Raw genomic sequence first — 13,841 nt, forward strand, 5'->3', positions numbered from 1 at the left:
GGACGAACGGGATACAGAGAAGCCGCACTCATCTTTCTTACCTCGGTGGAATAGTTGTTTTTGTATGGCACCCGTTTTATCCGGGCGGGGCCTATAGAACCATTCGACGATGGTAGTAACAAGCCCACACAATTCGTCCTGATAACCCCAAAAATACCCATCCCACCTACTCCCAACTGTAGGAGCGAGTTCACTCGCGATGGTCGTGAACGATTACGTTGGCTACCTGAATACACACAATCCACCCTGTAGGAGCCAGCTTGCTCGCGATGGTCGCCAACGATAACGCTGGCTCCCTGAACGCCCGCGGTGCCTGAATTTCCATCGCGAGCAAGCTCGCTCCTACACACAAACAAACCCATCTCCCGGGATTGTTACAAAATCCATCAAAGGTGTTTATCAAAACCCCACCTATATGAATTCCACCCCCACCCCTAAAATTCGCCCCGCCAACCCGGCACCAGAGTTAACACGTTACAGCCCCCACGAAGGCAGTTAACCCAAACCCAAGTAGTGCAGTTACACACGCAACCCCAAAAAGGTTGCGTGCCCCCTTTCGCCCTCAAAAAGGTAAAAATCAGATGAAAGCTTTATTGGTTCTGGCCCTCTCAAGCCTGTGCGCAACCGCCATGGCAGACGAGATCCAGACTGATGTCGCGCAGCAACAACCGGCCATCGAGGAATACACTTACTCCATGAACCTGGACATCGCCAAAGTTATCTCCATGAGCGAAGTGCCCAATGTTTGTGAAGTTGTCCCGGCCAAAATGGAATATGACGACTCCAAGGGCCAACGCCATATTCTGCGTTACAGCGTCATGGGTAACGGCTGCTCCGGCGGCTGATCTAACTGCACTCTGCCCCCACACCAAACCCGCTTTTATGTAGCAGCTGGCGAAGCCTGCGTCCGGCTGCGCAGCAGTCGTAAAACCTGCACACGCGGTCTACCTGAAAACCGCACTTGCCGACGTTACGACTGCTTCGCAGCCGGACGCAGGCTTCGCCAGCTGCTACAGGGTCACGCGCAGCCTTCGAGAGAGGTCGAATTCACCCATTTCCAGTCGAACCCAGTAGTGTCTGGAGCGGTCAAAAACCAACCAAAAACACAACATGTAGTAAAAAACCGCTTTTTCTGCTCATTTTTTAAGCAAAACCTGAGTCAAGCGATTTTTCCGAAAAAAATTCTTCTCCCGCCAAAGGCCCATAAACCCTCGCTCTGGCCGAAAAACCTCCCCTCTCGGCCGCTCCATGCGTGGATTCGCCCCACCACGGCCGGAAAAATTTCCCTATAATGCCGCCTTAAACGGGCCTGCAATATTCCCTTACAGGGACGAACGCCAATCTGAAGCCCACGCCGAAGTCCTCACCGACTTCAGCGCCCCTCAGAGGCTCTCGGAACCCGTACAAAATTATGTTTATTTGCCTGCGCGTGCCGCTGCAAAGAACGCTATCCAACGCGGCCAGTACGGCCGTGTGAAAAACAGACCATCCATTTCACACGGGCAACTGGCCCTCACGCAGGAGACGACACGTCATGCTGAGCTGGGACGAATTCGACAAAGAAGACACGGAAGTAGCGGCCAAGAGCGCCAACGCTGGCCAAGCCGCCGAACCCACCATGGACCGTCTCGACAGCGCCGGCGGTGCCGCCGCCCTGGAAGCCCGTGCCGTGACCGCCGCTGACTCCGCTGCCGTTGCCCGCGCCAAAGCCTCCCTCGACACCCTCGACATCGCCGAAGGCCTCGCTGAACTCGAAGGCGCCTCCGCCCGTGTCGCCGTTGACGAAAAGCGCATGATCAACTGCCGCGCCGACCTCAACCAACTCGTGCCATTCAAGTACGACTGGGCCTGGCAGAAATACCTGGACGGCTGCGCAAACCACTGGATGCCGCAAGAAGTCAACATGACCGCCGACATCGCCCTCTGGAAAAACCCGGAAGGCCTGACCGACGACGAGCGCCGCATCGTGATGCGCAACCTCGGCTTCTTCTCCACCGCCGACTCCCTGGTTGCCAACAACCTGGTTCTGGCCGTGTACCGCCTGATCACCAACCCGGAATGCCGCCAGTACATCCTGCGCCAGGCATTCGAAGAGGCGATCCACACTCACGCCTACCAGTACTGCATCGAATCGCTGGCCATGGATGAAGGCGAGATCTTCAACATGTACCACGAGATCCCATCGGTCGCGAAAAAAGCCACCTGGGGCCTCAAATACACCCGCTCGATCTCCGATCCGAAGTTCGAAACCGGCACCGTCGAAACCGACAAAGAACTGCTGCGCAACCTGATCGCCTACTACTGCGTTCTGGAAGGCATCTTCTTCTACTGCGGCTTCACCCAAATCCTCTCCATGGGCCGCCGCAACAAAATGACCGGCGTCGCCGAGCAGTTCCAATACATCCTGCGCGACGAATCCATGCACCTGAACTTCGGTATCGACGTGATCAACCAGATCAAAATCGAAAACCCACACCTGTGGGATGCCGAAATGAAGGAAGAAGCCTCGCAGATGATTCTGCAGGGTACCCAGCTGGAGATCGAATACGCGCGTGACACCATGCCTCGCGGCGTGTTGGGCATGAACGCGGCGATGATGGAGGACTATTTGAAGTTCATCGCTAACCGTCGTCTGAGCCAGATTGGTTTGAAGGAAGAATATCCAGGGACTACCAACCCGTTCCCTTGGATGAGCGAGATTATGGACTTGAAGAAAGAGAAGAATTTCTTTGAGACTCGGGTTATTGAATATCAGACTGGTGGTGCGTTGAGCTGGGATTAAGATATCGCACACCTCCCAATCAAATCTCATATTAAAACTAAAAAATAAAATGGCCCTGAGGCATTCAGGGCCATTTAGTATCTGCTAAATATAAATATCGTGTATTAGGGACAATTAAGATATGAACATAAACCTACCCTCCAGATACGAAGATTTGGATGCAGCGTACAAAGGTCGCCTTTCACCAAACCAAGAACTTATAAGCATTATTGACAAAGCTTATAAATCAATGAAGATTTCCGGAGGCATCAGATTTATTCCACTTTACGGAGAAAGTGGATCGGGAAAAAGCTCTGCATCTAGAGAACTCTCAACTCATATGCCCTCTGTTGTATGCGTGGTACTTGAACGATCTGAAGTAGAAAACTTAGAAGCCCTAACAACTAAAGTAAAATCAATACACAAATTAAATCCTGACAAATTAATCGTTGCCGTGATTGACCAGTACGAAGAAAACGTGCAAGGAAAGGAGCGGATTCCGACTCAATTTGTAGAGCACCTCAGCCTACTAGATCGTGGCGACTGCAAGGATATCCCAGTAGTTTTCATATGGTTGACAACAAGTAGACAATTTAGAGACGTACTAGCCGACGCGACAACTAGAAACAAACGCATACTTATTTCCAGAGACTTAGAGATAATGGGTCCAGCGCAAAAAAGCTGGCCTCGAATCATTGAAGAAACATTCTCTTTTCACAACATGGACAAACCTCTCTCTGATTACGAAATAATAAGTGCAGACATCGAAAAAATTTCTCTTATCAGCAATACAATCGGCGAAACAATAGAGAAGGTCGCAGACAAACTTGGAGAAAATATCGACGGGCTGCAAAATCTTTCCGAGTACCAAGTAACCTTGCTATGGCCAGTGAGCGATGGCTTACGAAATCAACGCATCATGCAATTCTCAAAACCACGGGACGAATACAGGCTCAACTGGGAAGCTTGGTATGCAGAATTGAATGAGGATGACAGAAGAACTCTGCCTCTTCACGAGCTAAACAGAGCCAGACTTTATTTCGACTTTAGAGTTATTCCAATTCGAGCAGCAGACCTGCACATGTTATGCCTTGAACTAGATAACGACCAAAAAACATTGGGCAAAACATTTTTAACCAGATTTAAAAGCACTCACTTTTTCCATGTAATCTCCGGAAACTGGGAAAATTACTCCTATGCCCCAGCAAGAGAAAGGGAATCCAATAGATCTAGAGATGCTAAAATCTGGTACGACACTGTAACGTCTAGCCCAACAGCTCTTGGCAAACGCATAGCCAAAATACTCTCTGCTTGTGGTTTACCCTCTGCCCACGAAGTTGACATAAAGACAATATATTCGAGTGTTAGGGCTGACATTTTCGCTGACTCAAACGAGAAAACCAAGACCAAACGCATTATTGAAATTAAAGTATTCTCTCCAGAAAACACAATGCCATCCACAATCAAAGAGCAGATAAAAATCACGCTAAAAAGGCACGCACAACTCGCAGGCTTTTTACAGCGTCAATAAGATTTAAACATATCTGCAGTGCATGTAAGTATCGCCAAGAAATCATCGCTCTTGGCGATATTTCAGCATGGTAGTGTTGTATTATCCCTAAAAACAAAACTGTTTGACTTTCCCCAAAAAAAAACGCTCACTAAATTAAGGCAATTGATAGCTTGATTTTAGTGCCCTACAGCCATACGCTTTGCATCGGTGCCTAAGAAACACCTCACACAGCGGATTTACCGCCCCGACAGAAGCGGCTTTTTTGTGCCTACGGGATATCCCTGCGCATAGAAAATCTCTGTTATGCCGGGAGTGGGCTAATACAAGACCCGAAAGGGGAATATGTCCGGCCCTCTGTGTGGGGTTTCTTAACTCCCGGCACCCAGCCCTAAGAAAGCTGAAATCACACAGAGGTAATGGATATGCCTAAAAATATCGCTCGCTTTACGAGGATAAGCAGCCTTCATCGCGCTCCCTCCTACGCGCTTCCGCTTCTGGAGGCCAACGATGTCTGAACCACACATCCCCACTGCCTTCACCCGCCATAACCTTTTTCTTCACGCCCTCTTACTTGAAAACCAACCATGGTTCTGCGCCCGCGATATCGGTCGTTTGATGGGTGTCCATTTGAGTGACCGTATGGTCGGGAAACTGGATAAGGACCAGCGTCGTTTTTTGTGTATTGAGTATTTTCGGAAGCCAGAAAAACAATTGATGCTCAGCGAGTCCGGTGTGTACGCGCTATTGGTGTATCACTACATTCCCGGCAATCGCTTGCTGCGTGAGTGGTTGACCCATCAAGTGGTGCCATCTCTACGCGATGCAAAATCCTCGGAAGATTCGTCTCGGCCGTTGTTGAGTGTGTTGGATTGGCCGGAGATGTCGCTGACCCTGTTGCATTGGCAGGATGAGGGCTGGATTCGGTTGAGGGACATGCCGTATTGGTTGAACGATCAGACGCAGCGACGGCCAACAGTAGCTAAGCCATGGTGGCGCAGAGTTACACAGGCGATTCAGGCATCGAAGCGTTCGCTGGGTTAGTGATGCGTTCGTAGGATCCCTTGTAGGATTCGTAGTTCTTTTCTGTAGGAATTTTCGTAGACAGCCATGATGGCCACTCAGTATCGTCCGAGGGTTTCCCACCCTCGGCGACTGTATGAACGAAAAGAAGAAGGACAGCGATTGGAGCATTCATGAGATTCGGGCAGCAGTGGATGCCTATCTGAGGATGCTTTCGCTAGAACTCAGCGGTAAGAAGTTCGTGAAGACCGAACAGAACCTTGCGCTGCGCCAAACGGCCTTGCCCACTCGTACTAAAGGTTCTGTCGAATTCCGAATGCAGAACATCTCCACTGTTCTGATGAACATGGATAGGGATTTCATCAAGGGATACAAACCTGCCCGGAACGTTGGTTCAAACGTTGAACAAGCAATCCGGGAAGTGCTGACTGAAAAAGGTGTTCAGGCTGGCGATCCCACCGCCCCCACAGCAGACGAAGAAACACTAGAACGTCGCGCTGCAGCGCTTCAGAAGCAAAAGATCACTGAACCACCACAAGGCATTAAGAAGCCGAAACGAGCGGCAAGCTCTCGCACGGTTTACGTGCGAGATCCTGAAGTTCGAGCTTGGGTCCGCAATGAAGCCGAAGGCCGCTGTGAAGGCTGCGGCGAGCCTGCTCCATTTCACATGTTTGATTTGCCTTTTCTCGAAGTTCACCACGTAAAGCCGCTTGCTGAGAAAGGCTCTGATCAGATTACTAACGCTGTGGCTTTGTGCCCAAATTGTCATCGTCGTTGCCATCACTCGAATGATCGAGAGACATTCACTGAATCAATTTATGGGAAGGTAAAACGGCTAATTCGCGAGTGAAATATCGAATTTACTGAATGGCAGTAGGTTTATCCTCGTCCGGCCGGACACTGGTTACTAATCCCTATCACTCGGCGTTACTGATGCTCTGGGAGCTTTTGGCATTGGGGCTGCTTCACAGCCCAGCGGGGATAAATCCCCTCACCACAGAGATGAGTGCTGACTTAATGTTGCGTTGATATCAAGAATCGCGAACAGGCTATCTAGGGTAGCTTGGAACCTTTGTTTCAGGCTTTACAACCTTGCCGAAACCACCCGTACACCGTACTGGGGAATAATCCCGTCAGCGGTGATCAACTCCAGTCCTTCTGCCTGAGCTTGAGCTATCAACATCCGATCAAACGGATCGCGGTGAATCTCCGGTAGCTTTCCCGCCTGCTGTCCATGGAACAGTGTTATCGGCAGTTTGGTAAAACCCTCATCTTCAACCAGAGCCTCAAGATCCTGCGGAGCATCAAGCATCCCTTTAGCTTGTTTGATCGATATTTCCCAAATCGAGGCGGCGCTTACCAGGACTTGATTCCTAGGCTCTGCAATCATCTGTCGAGCGTCTGCGCCAAGCGCTGGATCATCGGACAACCACCAAAGAAAGGCATGTGTATCCAATAACAAGCGCCTCATAGGTTGCCCTCAAATCCATCGATGATCTCCTCAGGAGTGATATCAAAGTCTGCGGAAATACGAATTTTCCCTTTCAATCGCCCAGGGACGCGTGCCCGTGGCGTATCGACATGAGGGAGCAGATCTAGATAAGGCTTGCCAGCCTTGGCAATTACAACCTTGTCGCCGTGCCATGCACGTTCAGCAAGTTGCGAGAGTTGGGATTTTGCTTCATGCATGTTCACTTGCACCACTTCACTCATAAGGCACCTCCTGGTGGTTAGCTAACTCAGACTAAGCTTGAGGATTTCTGAAGGCAAGGTTCCGAGCTGACCTTCTGTCATCCCAGTTGTTGCCGAATGAGTAGCCTGCTCTTTCCGTTGAAACGTCAAACGCGAATCAACACGTGCACCCTCCCCCACGACCCGCTATTAATACGCCACCCTCCATCGACGAACCGAGCGCCATGAAATTCGACCTCGCCTACTGCCAAAGCCTCGACGACAAGCTGTCGATCTACGACGTACGCGATCTCAATTTCGACGAGACCATCGCCTTCGATTCCGCCAAGGAACACTTCCAGTGCCCCAACGACGCCTGTCGTTCGGCGTTCGATACGGCGAATGTGTTGACGACGTTTAACGCCAAGAACGTGAATTACGTTCGCACCCCGCACTTCAAGAACACGCCCAGCACCCGGCATGTGGCGGATTGTCCTTATGTGAGTCTCAAGGCGCCGGCGTCGGGGGTGGAGGGGGAAACGGATGACGGGCGTGAGGAGCATTTTCCGTCGGAGTTGTTGCTGACTCGGCGTCAGTATGTGCGCAAGCCGTCGAGCCCTGCTGGGGTGGCGCAGGATGTTTCAGAGGCGCCGAAAGCTGCTTCTGTGGCTGACGATACGGAGCACCCAGGCCGCGAATCGGCGCCGGACAAGACCAGTGTGTTTGCCCATCCCGTGGAGTGTTTTGTTTCGAATTTCGAGGACAAGGAACTGCTCAAGCGCATGCCGTTGAAGATCGGTGATCACACGGCCAGTTACGCCTCGTTCTTCAAGAAGATCGAGTATCTGCAGGACAACAAGGGGCTGGTTTACTGGGGCCGGATCAAGGAGATCAAGGATTACACCCAGAGCTTTCGCATCGATTTCGAGAAGAAGGTGTGGTTCGAGAAGAAGCCGTATTCGGTCAATGTTTACCTGAGCAAGAAGCTGATCGAGGGCTACCGCAAGCGCAAGGCGTTTCTAGAGGAGATCAAGCATGCCATCCACAGTGAGGCCGAGTTGTATTGCTTCTTTTATGGCGTGACGCCGGCGTTGAAGCATGTGCCGAGCAAGAAAAACCCCGAGCAGACGTTCGGGGTGTTCAGTGCGGATATTGAGAATCTGGATCACTTTATTGTGCGGGAGGCGCCGGGGTTGGAGGGTTAGCCAACGGCATCAACGGTTCGCTTGAGCCTCTTCGAACTCCCATATTTCCTGCCTGACTTCTTGACGCCGAGTGCGTGCTTTCTGAACACCGGGCTCATCAACGCCGCAGTAATGGCGTAACCAGTGAGCCATCATTTCCTCATCTGGCAGCGAGTAACCTTTGGCGTTTTTGTTGCCCCGGACGAAGCCGTTAATCATTGCGTCAAAGCGGCCGGCCAGGATTTCGTCTGGTGGCAAACAGCCCCACTCAGCCACATAGCCCTCGAAGAACCAGGCGATTTCCTTGATGTGGCCCTGTGCGCTTCGATGACCGCGTTTGTACAGCCGATACTCATGGCTGCCCTCGGCAAATCGCTCGTGCATGACGTCGGGAGCCATCCATTGCAAGGCGTCATGTTGCGAGGCGTCACGCGTCACTCCGTAGAGCCAGCGATCAGTAAAGCGTTTAACAAAACCCTCGACATCCGCTTTTTTCGCGTCCGCGAAAATCATGCAATAACGGGTTTGTATATGGATGACGTACAGCACGTGTTTGCGTTGCACGGTGGTGGCGTGGACCAGCCATTGTTCGGCGGACTCACCGACCTCATCGTCTTCGATAACGGTGGAGGGTGGTTTTTCCACCGGGGTGATTTTTTTACCTTTGTGCACGCGGCTGAAGAAGTTGCTGGCCGCTTCGGTGCAGTTGAAGATCAACATTCTGGTTTCGCCTAATCCTTTCAAAACTACGGCTCTTCAGCCCACTCGATTACGTAAGGTTTGCGAACGGCATCGGCAATTCTTGCACGCAAATCCTCGCTCAGAACCGACAGATCCTCATCGCTTAGCAAGTCATAAGCAACCATCAACATTAACGATAGAGAGACCTCGGAACGGCGCCCTGTATTGAATGCGCTTGCCAAATCCTTGTCTCGATTTCGCATGAGTCGATAGAGCGTACGGTATCGAGCGTGTGCCGATAAGGTTTCGTTTTGAGCGATCGTCTGAGCATCGGCAAGGACGCCTCGACAAAAGCGATCCAGCGCCAACTCAGAAAGCTCTTTGTACTTTTTCCAGTCGTTGTCGGATATGGACATGACACCGTCTCCACTAAAGCCCTGCGATGAAGTGCAACTGTTCGGAAGGGCCAACATCGCAAATTGTAAAAATCAGTCGCCAAAAAACTACACTCGACACGCCCTTCAAAACAACTCAAACCGCTCTTCCCTCACATCCCGCGAGTCCAGGCCGATCATCACGCTGAACGCTCCCGCCTCCGCCGCGTATTCCAGTTTTGCGTTGTAGAACTTGAGGTCCTGCTCGCTCAGGTTGAAGTACACGGTTTTCTCTTCTCCTGGCTGCAGTGTGACGTTTCGGTAGCGCTTAAGTTCTTTGACCGGGCGGCTGATCGAGGCGCTGATGTCGCGGATGTAGAGCTGCACTACGGTGGCGCCGGCGCGGGGGCCGGTGTTTTTCACCACGACGCTGGCGCCCAGGACTTCGCCGCGCTTGAGGCTGCGTCGGGTCAGGGTGATGGGCGAGACGCTGAATTGGGTGTAGCTCAGGCCGAAGCCGAACGGATAGAGCGGGCCGTTTTCTTCGTCGAAGTAGCGTGAGTCTTGCGCTCGTGGTTCATCGAGTTGGATGGGGCGGTTGGTGTTCAGGTGGTTGTAGTACGTAGGAACCTGCCCCACCGAGCGTGGGAAAGTGATGGGCAGTTTGCCGGACGGGTTGTAGTCACCGAACAGGACGTCGGCGATGGCATTGCCGCCTTCGGTGCCGCTGTACCAGGTTTCGAGCACGGCATCGGCCATGTCGTGTTCCTTGCCGATGGACAGCGGGCGGCCGTTCATCAGGACCAGCACCAGCGGTTTGCCGGTGGCCTTGAGTGCTTGGACCAATCGCGCCTGGTAGCCCGGCAGGCCGAGGCTGGAGCGACTGGCGCCTTCGTAGGACATGCCGCGCGACTCGCCCACGACTGCCACAACCACGTCAGCCCGGCGTGTGATATCCACGGCTTCCTGCAGCATGCTGGTGGGTGAGCGCGGGTCGACTTCCACGTCAGCGGGATTGGCGCCGGGGGTGTTGAGGTAGCTGAGGATTCGTGGATCGTCGGTGACGTCCGCGCCCCGGGCGTACAGCAGATGGTCGGCGCCGCCGAGGGCGTTGGCGATGCCGTCGTACACCGAAACCGCCTGTGAAGAGGTCGCGATGGAGCTCCAGTTGCCCAGCATGTCGAGCCGGCTCTTGGCCAGCGGCCCGACGACGGCGATCGTCGTGGATTTGTCGAGGGGCAGGACGTTGCGCTGGTTCTTCAGCAACACGAGGCTCTTGCGCGCAACGTCTCGGGCTTCGGCGCGATGCATACGGCTTTCGGCGAGGATGTCTTCGGGGTCATCGCTGGCCGTGCCGATGCGCAGGTAGGGGTCGGCGAACAGGCCCATGTCGTACTTGGCGCCGAGGACTTCTCTGACAGCATCGTCGACTTCTTCCTGCGAGACCGCGCCGGATTGCAACAGGCCGGGCAGCTCGTCGCGAAACAGGGTGTCGGACATGCTCATGTTGAGCCCGGCCTTGATCGCCAGCATCGCCGCCTCGCGTCCGGTGCTGGCCACGCCATGGCTGACCAGATCGGCCACGGCGTTGAAGTCGCTGATGATCAGGCCTTTGAAACGCCATTGCTGGCGCAGCAGATCGCGGATCAGCCAGGTGTTGGAGGTGGCCGGGATGCCGTTGATGGCGATGTAGGTCAGCATCATGGCGCCGACGCCGGCCCGCACCGCCGCGCGATACGGCGGCAGATAGTCCTGATACATGCGCGGCAGGCTCATATCCACCGAGTTGTAGTCCCGCCCGCCCTCGGCGGCGCCGTACAGCGCGAAGTGTTTGGCGCTGGCCATGACATTGCCGGCCACGCCCAGGTTGCTGCCCTGCAACGCCTCGACCATGGTCGCGGTGTAGCGCCCGGAGAGCCAGGCGTCTTCGCCCCAGCCTTCGGATGCCCGGCCCCAGCGTGGGTCGCGGGTGATGTCGACCATGGGCGAAAACACCATGTCCAGGCCGTCGTCGCTGGCCTCTTGCGCGGCGGTGCGGCCAGCGAGGGCGATGGCGTCGGTGTCCCAGGTGGAGGCCAGGCCGATGCCGATCGGAAAAATCGTACGGTGGCCGTGGATTACGTCGTAGGCAAAGAACAGCGGGATCTTCAGGCGGCTGCGCATCGCGGCGTCCTGGAATTCGCGCAGGTCCGCGCGGCCCACCGCGTAGAAGATGCCGCCGACTTGGGACTTGGCCGCCTCTCGCAGCAGCTGTTCGCGCGGGGATTGCACGCCGATGCAGTTCAGCCGCAGTTGGCCGATCTTTTCTTCCGGCGTCATTTGCTTGAGCAGGTTTTCAATGAAGTGGACTTTGGCGGACGCCGACGTCTGTTCTGCGTTTCCTTGCGCCAGAACCAGCTCGCTCACAAGGAGCGTCATGAGGATCAGCCAGGCAGTTTTGCGCATCGTCTTCCGTCCCGAGGGGCCTGCCTGTTCAGCGTCCCTCATCCGCAAGACAGCGTCTACTGTCATTTGTGACAGGTGTGAATAGTTTTTTTTGGCCGCTGCGGGCGCTGACCGTCCGTCTGGAGAAATGCAGTGATCCGAAAAATCAATTTGCTCCGGGCTCAAAACAACTGTACAAAAACACAGTATATTTTTTCCGACACCCCCGAGCCCGGAGAACACCATGGCCTCTCAAGCGATGAAAATCACCCTGGAACGTATCGCCCTCTTCCAATTCACCCCCACCCACTGCGCCCAGGCCCGAGCGATGCTGGGCTGGAGTGTGGAAGAGCTGTCCCGGGAAGCCGGGGTTTCGGTGGAGGCCATTGAGCGGTTTGAGGGCAAGCATGAAGTGCTGGATGTTACGCGGCTGACGTTGGCGTATCGGTTCGAGGCGGAAGGGTTGGTGTTCTTCCCGGGGTTTGCGCCGGGGCGTGGGATGAATGTGAAGGGCTCGACGCCGAATCCGATGGCGCGGGCGGATTTTGCGATGGTTGAGTGAGGCAACAGGTGATGGCATCGCCTCCTGTAGGAGCGAGCATGCTCGCGATGGTCGCCAACGATGACGCGGGGCGCCTGATGCCCCGCGGTGTTCTTTCGTTCATCGCGAGCATGCTCGCTCCTACAGGGATGAATTACGGCTTGAAGGCCGGTGTCCTTCGCGCATCGGCCAGCTGTTCATACCCATACGCCAACGCCAGCAACCGGGCTTCACTCCACCGAGGACCGAAGAAGAAGATCGAGGTCGGCACGCCTTCTTCGTCGATTCCCGAAGGCACCATGATGCCGGGGTAACCCGCCAGCGGCACGACGTTCATTGCAGCCGAGCCGACGTCGGAGACGAGAGCATCCAGTTGATGGGTGGTCAGCAACTCATCGATGACAACGGCATTTTCACCCTGGATTTTCCGCCAAAGCTGGTTGTAGGTTTGTTCGTCAAACACGACCTCATACGCGGCGAGCAGTGTGTTTTGGCCACGGCCTTCGTTGTTGGCAGCGTTGAATAGCAAAAGGTCTTCCATCGTCTGGGCAGGAATGCCTGTTCGGGTCGCGAGGTAACGCGGCAGGTCGCGCTTGATGCCCATGAAGAATGCCTCGTCTACACGCTCGGAGCGTGGGTCGGTCAGGTCTACGGGGATCAAGGTTGCGCCGGCGGACTGCATGAGTTCCAGGGCTTTGGAGAATTGGGGGGCGATCAGCAGCGGCAGGTCACCGCGGTCGAATTTGGCGGGGTAGCCGATTCGTTTGCCGACCAGTGAGCCTGGGCGCAACAGGGCGGTGTAATCCACGCCCGTCAACTCACGGGGCTTTTGTATCGGGTCGGCGGGATCGTCACCCGCCATGGCATTCAACAACAGGGCGGCGTCGCGCACGGTGCGAGCCATGGGGCCAGGTGTGTCGAGCTTCTGGGTGACGGGGATGATGCCGCTACGGCTCAACAGGCCAACCGTGGGTTTGATGCCCACCACACCGTTGAAAGACGCCGGGCAGATGATCGAGCCGGCGGTTTCGGTGCCGACGGTCAAAGGTGCAAACCCTGCTGCGGCCGCCGCAGCTGAGCCTGAACTGGAGCCGCAGGGATCACCGCTCAACAGATGCGGATTTTTGGTCTGCCCACCGCGACCGCTCCAACCGCTGGGAATAGCCGGGTCACGGAAATTGGCCCACTCGCTGAGATTGGTTTTACCGAGAATCACCGCGCCGGCCGCCCTGAGGCGTTGCACGATGAAGGCGTCCTGCGCAGCGGGACGCCCGACCATGGCCAGTGAACCGGCGCTGGTCTGCATCTCGTCGGAGGTGTCGATGTTGTCCTTGAGCAACACCGGAATGCCATGCAGCGGTCCACGGATGTAACCGCCCTTTCGCTCCTGGTCCATTGCCTCGGCCATGGCCAGGGCATCGGGATTGAGCTCGATCACCGCGTTGATCTTCGGACCGTTCCTGTCCAGTTTTTCCACGCGCTGTAGCAGGTGCTGCACCAGTGTGGCGGAGGTCAGTTGACCGCGATCCATCCACTGATTGATTTCATCGACACTCAAATACTCGAGCCTGGTTTCGGGGGCTGCGGTCGCTGTATTCATGAGCATCGAAAACAGCGCAACTCCGGTCAGCCGCTTCATGCGGCCGTTCAACTTTACGTCCATGTGAACATC

General features: G+C 54.7%; 13 protein-coding genes. 7 read left to right on the forward strand and 6 right to left on the reverse strand.

Translation table 11 applies throughout. The features are described from left to right. The first annotated feature begins 581 nt into the window (after positions 1 to 581). From ACW9JE_RS13295 to ACW9JE_RS13315, 5 genes are all read left to right on the forward strand, one after another. Complete coding sequence (locus ACW9JE_RS13295) at positions 582 to 845, forward strand: DUF2790 domain-containing protein (RefSeq protein WP_457432990.1); 264 nt, start codon at positions 582 to 584, stop codon at positions 843 to 845. A 689-nt stretch (positions 846 to 1,534) separates the two neighbouring features. Continuing rightward, positions 1,535 to 2,782 (forward strand): ribonucleotide-diphosphate reductase subunit beta, encoded by a 1,248-nt coding sequence (locus tag ACW9JE_RS13300; RefSeq protein WP_457432991.1) that lies wholly within the window; start codon positions 1,535 to 1,537, stop codon positions 2,780 to 2,782. A 121-nt stretch (positions 2,783 to 2,903) separates the two neighbouring features. After that, positions 2,904 to 4,292, forward strand: coding sequence for a hypothetical protein (locus ACW9JE_RS13305; protein WP_457432992.1), 1,389 nt, complete (start codon positions 2,904 to 2,906; stop codon positions 4,290 to 4,292). A 489-nt stretch (positions 4,293 to 4,781) separates the two neighbouring features. After that, on the forward strand, positions 4,782 to 5,315 hold the full coding sequence (locus tag ACW9JE_RS13310; protein WP_457432993.1) for a BRO-N domain-containing protein: 534 nt from the start codon (positions 4,782 to 4,784) through the stop codon (positions 5,313 to 5,315). A 115-nt stretch (positions 5,316 to 5,430) separates the two neighbouring features. Then, positions 5,431 to 6,144: an HNH endonuclease gene (locus ACW9JE_RS13315; RefSeq protein WP_457432994.1), complete on the forward strand. Its 714-nt coding sequence runs from the start codon at positions 5,431 to 5,433 to the stop codon at positions 6,142 to 6,144. 234 nt (positions 6,145 to 6,378) lie between these two features. Here the strand turns inward: ACW9JE_RS13315 and ACW9JE_RS13320 are convergent, their stop codons facing one another. Continuing rightward, complete coding sequence (locus ACW9JE_RS13320) at positions 6,379 to 6,765, reverse strand: type II toxin-antitoxin system VapC family toxin (RefSeq protein WP_457432995.1); 387 nt, start codon at positions 6,763 to 6,765, stop codon at positions 6,379 to 6,381. Further along, positions 6,762 to 7,007: a type II toxin-antitoxin system Phd/YefM family antitoxin gene (locus tag ACW9JE_RS13325; protein ID WP_457432996.1), complete on the reverse strand. Its 246-nt coding sequence runs from the start codon at positions 7,005 to 7,007 to the stop codon at positions 6,762 to 6,764. Before ACW9JE_RS13325 ends, ACW9JE_RS13320 begins: the two co-directional genes overlap by 4 nt. 203 nt (positions 7,008 to 7,210) lie before the next feature. Between ACW9JE_RS13325 and ACW9JE_RS13330 the strand changes: the two genes are divergently transcribed. After that, complete coding sequence (locus tag ACW9JE_RS13330; protein WP_457432997.1) at positions 7,211 to 8,170, forward strand: hypothetical protein; 960 nt, start codon at positions 7,211 to 7,213, stop codon at positions 8,168 to 8,170. A 9-nt stretch (positions 8,171 to 8,179) separates the two neighbouring features. On the opposite strand, the gene ACW9JE_RS13335 is transcribed toward ACW9JE_RS13330, so the two are convergent. The 3 genes from ACW9JE_RS13335 to bglX all read right to left on the reverse strand — a co-directional run bounded on the left by ACW9JE_RS13335 (position 8,180) and on the right by bglX (position 11,649). Further along, a complete protein-coding gene (locus ACW9JE_RS13335) occupies positions 8,180 to 8,869 on the reverse strand; it encodes a DUF6933 domain-containing protein (protein ID WP_457432998.1) in 690 nt (229 codons plus the stop codon). Between the two features lie 26 nt (positions 8,870 to 8,895). Beyond that, a complete protein-coding gene (locus ACW9JE_RS13340; RefSeq protein WP_457432999.1) occupies positions 8,896 to 9,246 on the reverse strand; it encodes a hypothetical protein in 351 nt (116 codons plus the stop codon). Positions 9,247 to 9,351: 105 nt separating this feature from the next. Continuing rightward, complete coding sequence (gene bglX, locus ACW9JE_RS13345) at positions 9,352 to 11,649, reverse strand: beta-glucosidase BglX (protein WP_457433000.1); 2,298 nt, start codon at positions 11,647 to 11,649, stop codon at positions 9,352 to 9,354. A 223-nt stretch (positions 11,650 to 11,872) separates the two neighbouring features. Between bglX and ACW9JE_RS13350 the strand changes: the two genes are divergently transcribed. Next, positions 11,873 to 12,190, forward strand: coding sequence for a helix-turn-helix domain-containing protein (locus ACW9JE_RS13350; RefSeq protein WP_457433001.1), 318 nt, complete (start codon positions 11,873 to 11,875; stop codon positions 12,188 to 12,190). 133 nt (positions 12,191 to 12,323) lie between these two features. On the opposite strand, the gene ACW9JE_RS13355 is transcribed toward ACW9JE_RS13350, so the two are convergent. Further along, the gene (locus ACW9JE_RS13355) at positions 12,324 to 13,832 is read right to left on the reverse strand and encodes an amidase family protein (protein WP_224539393.1); all 1,509 of its coding nucleotides are present in this window, start codon (positions 13,830 to 13,832) and stop codon (positions 12,324 to 12,326) included. Positions 13,833 to 13,841 lie beyond the last annotated feature (9 nt).

This window comes from Pseudomonas sp. SDO55104_S430 (assembly GCF_054070595.1).

What these genes read in the sequence shown, in the direction of transcription:
- ACW9JE_RS13295 (WP_457432990.1), top strand. Translation starts at nt 582, where the DNA reads ATGAAAGCTTTATTGGTTCTGGCCCTCTCAAGCCTGTGCGCAACCGCC.
- ACW9JE_RS13300 (WP_457432991.1), top strand. Translation starts at nt 1,535, where the DNA reads ATGCTGAGCTGGGACGAATTCGACAAAGAAGACACGGAAGTAGCGGCC.
- ACW9JE_RS13305 (WP_457432992.1), top strand. Translation starts at nt 2,904, where the DNA reads ATGAACATAAACCTACCCTCCAGATACGAAGATTTGGATGCAGCGTAC.
- ACW9JE_RS13310 (WP_457432993.1), top strand. Translation starts at nt 4,782, where the DNA reads ATGTCTGAACCACACATCCCCACTGCCTTCACCCGCCATAACCTTTTT.
- ACW9JE_RS13315 (WP_457432994.1), top strand. Translation starts at nt 5,431, where the DNA reads ATGAACGAAAAGAAGAAGGACAGCGATTGGAGCATTCATGAGATTCGG.
- ACW9JE_RS13320 (WP_457432995.1), bottom strand. Translation starts at nt 6,765, where the DNA reads ATGAGGCGCTTGTTATTGGATACACATGCCTTTCTTTGGTGGTTGTCC.
- ACW9JE_RS13325 (WP_457432996.1), bottom strand. Translation starts at nt 7,007, where the DNA reads ATGAGTGAAGTGGTGCAAGTGAACATGCATGAAGCAAAATCCCAACTC.
- ACW9JE_RS13330 (WP_457432997.1), top strand. Translation starts at nt 7,211, where the DNA reads ATGAAATTCGACCTCGCCTACTGCCAAAGCCTCGACGACAAGCTGTCG.
- ACW9JE_RS13335 (WP_457432998.1), bottom strand. Translation starts at nt 8,869, where the DNA reads ATGTTGATCTTCAACTGCACCGAAGCGGCCAGCAACTTCTTCAGCCGC.
- ACW9JE_RS13340 (WP_457432999.1), bottom strand. Translation starts at nt 9,246, where the DNA reads ATGTCCATATCCGACAACGACTGGAAAAAGTACAAAGAGCTTTCTGAG.
- bglX (WP_457433000.1), bottom strand. Translation starts at nt 11,649, where the DNA reads ATGCGCAAAACTGCCTGGCTGATCCTCATGACGCTCCTTGTGAGCGAG.
- ACW9JE_RS13350 (WP_457433001.1), top strand. Translation starts at nt 11,873, where the DNA reads ATGGCCTCTCAAGCGATGAAAATCACCCTGGAACGTATCGCCCTCTTC.
- ACW9JE_RS13355 (WP_224539393.1), bottom strand. Translation starts at nt 13,832, where the DNA reads ATGGACGTAAAGTTGAACGGCCGCATGAAGCGGCTGACCGGAGTTGCG.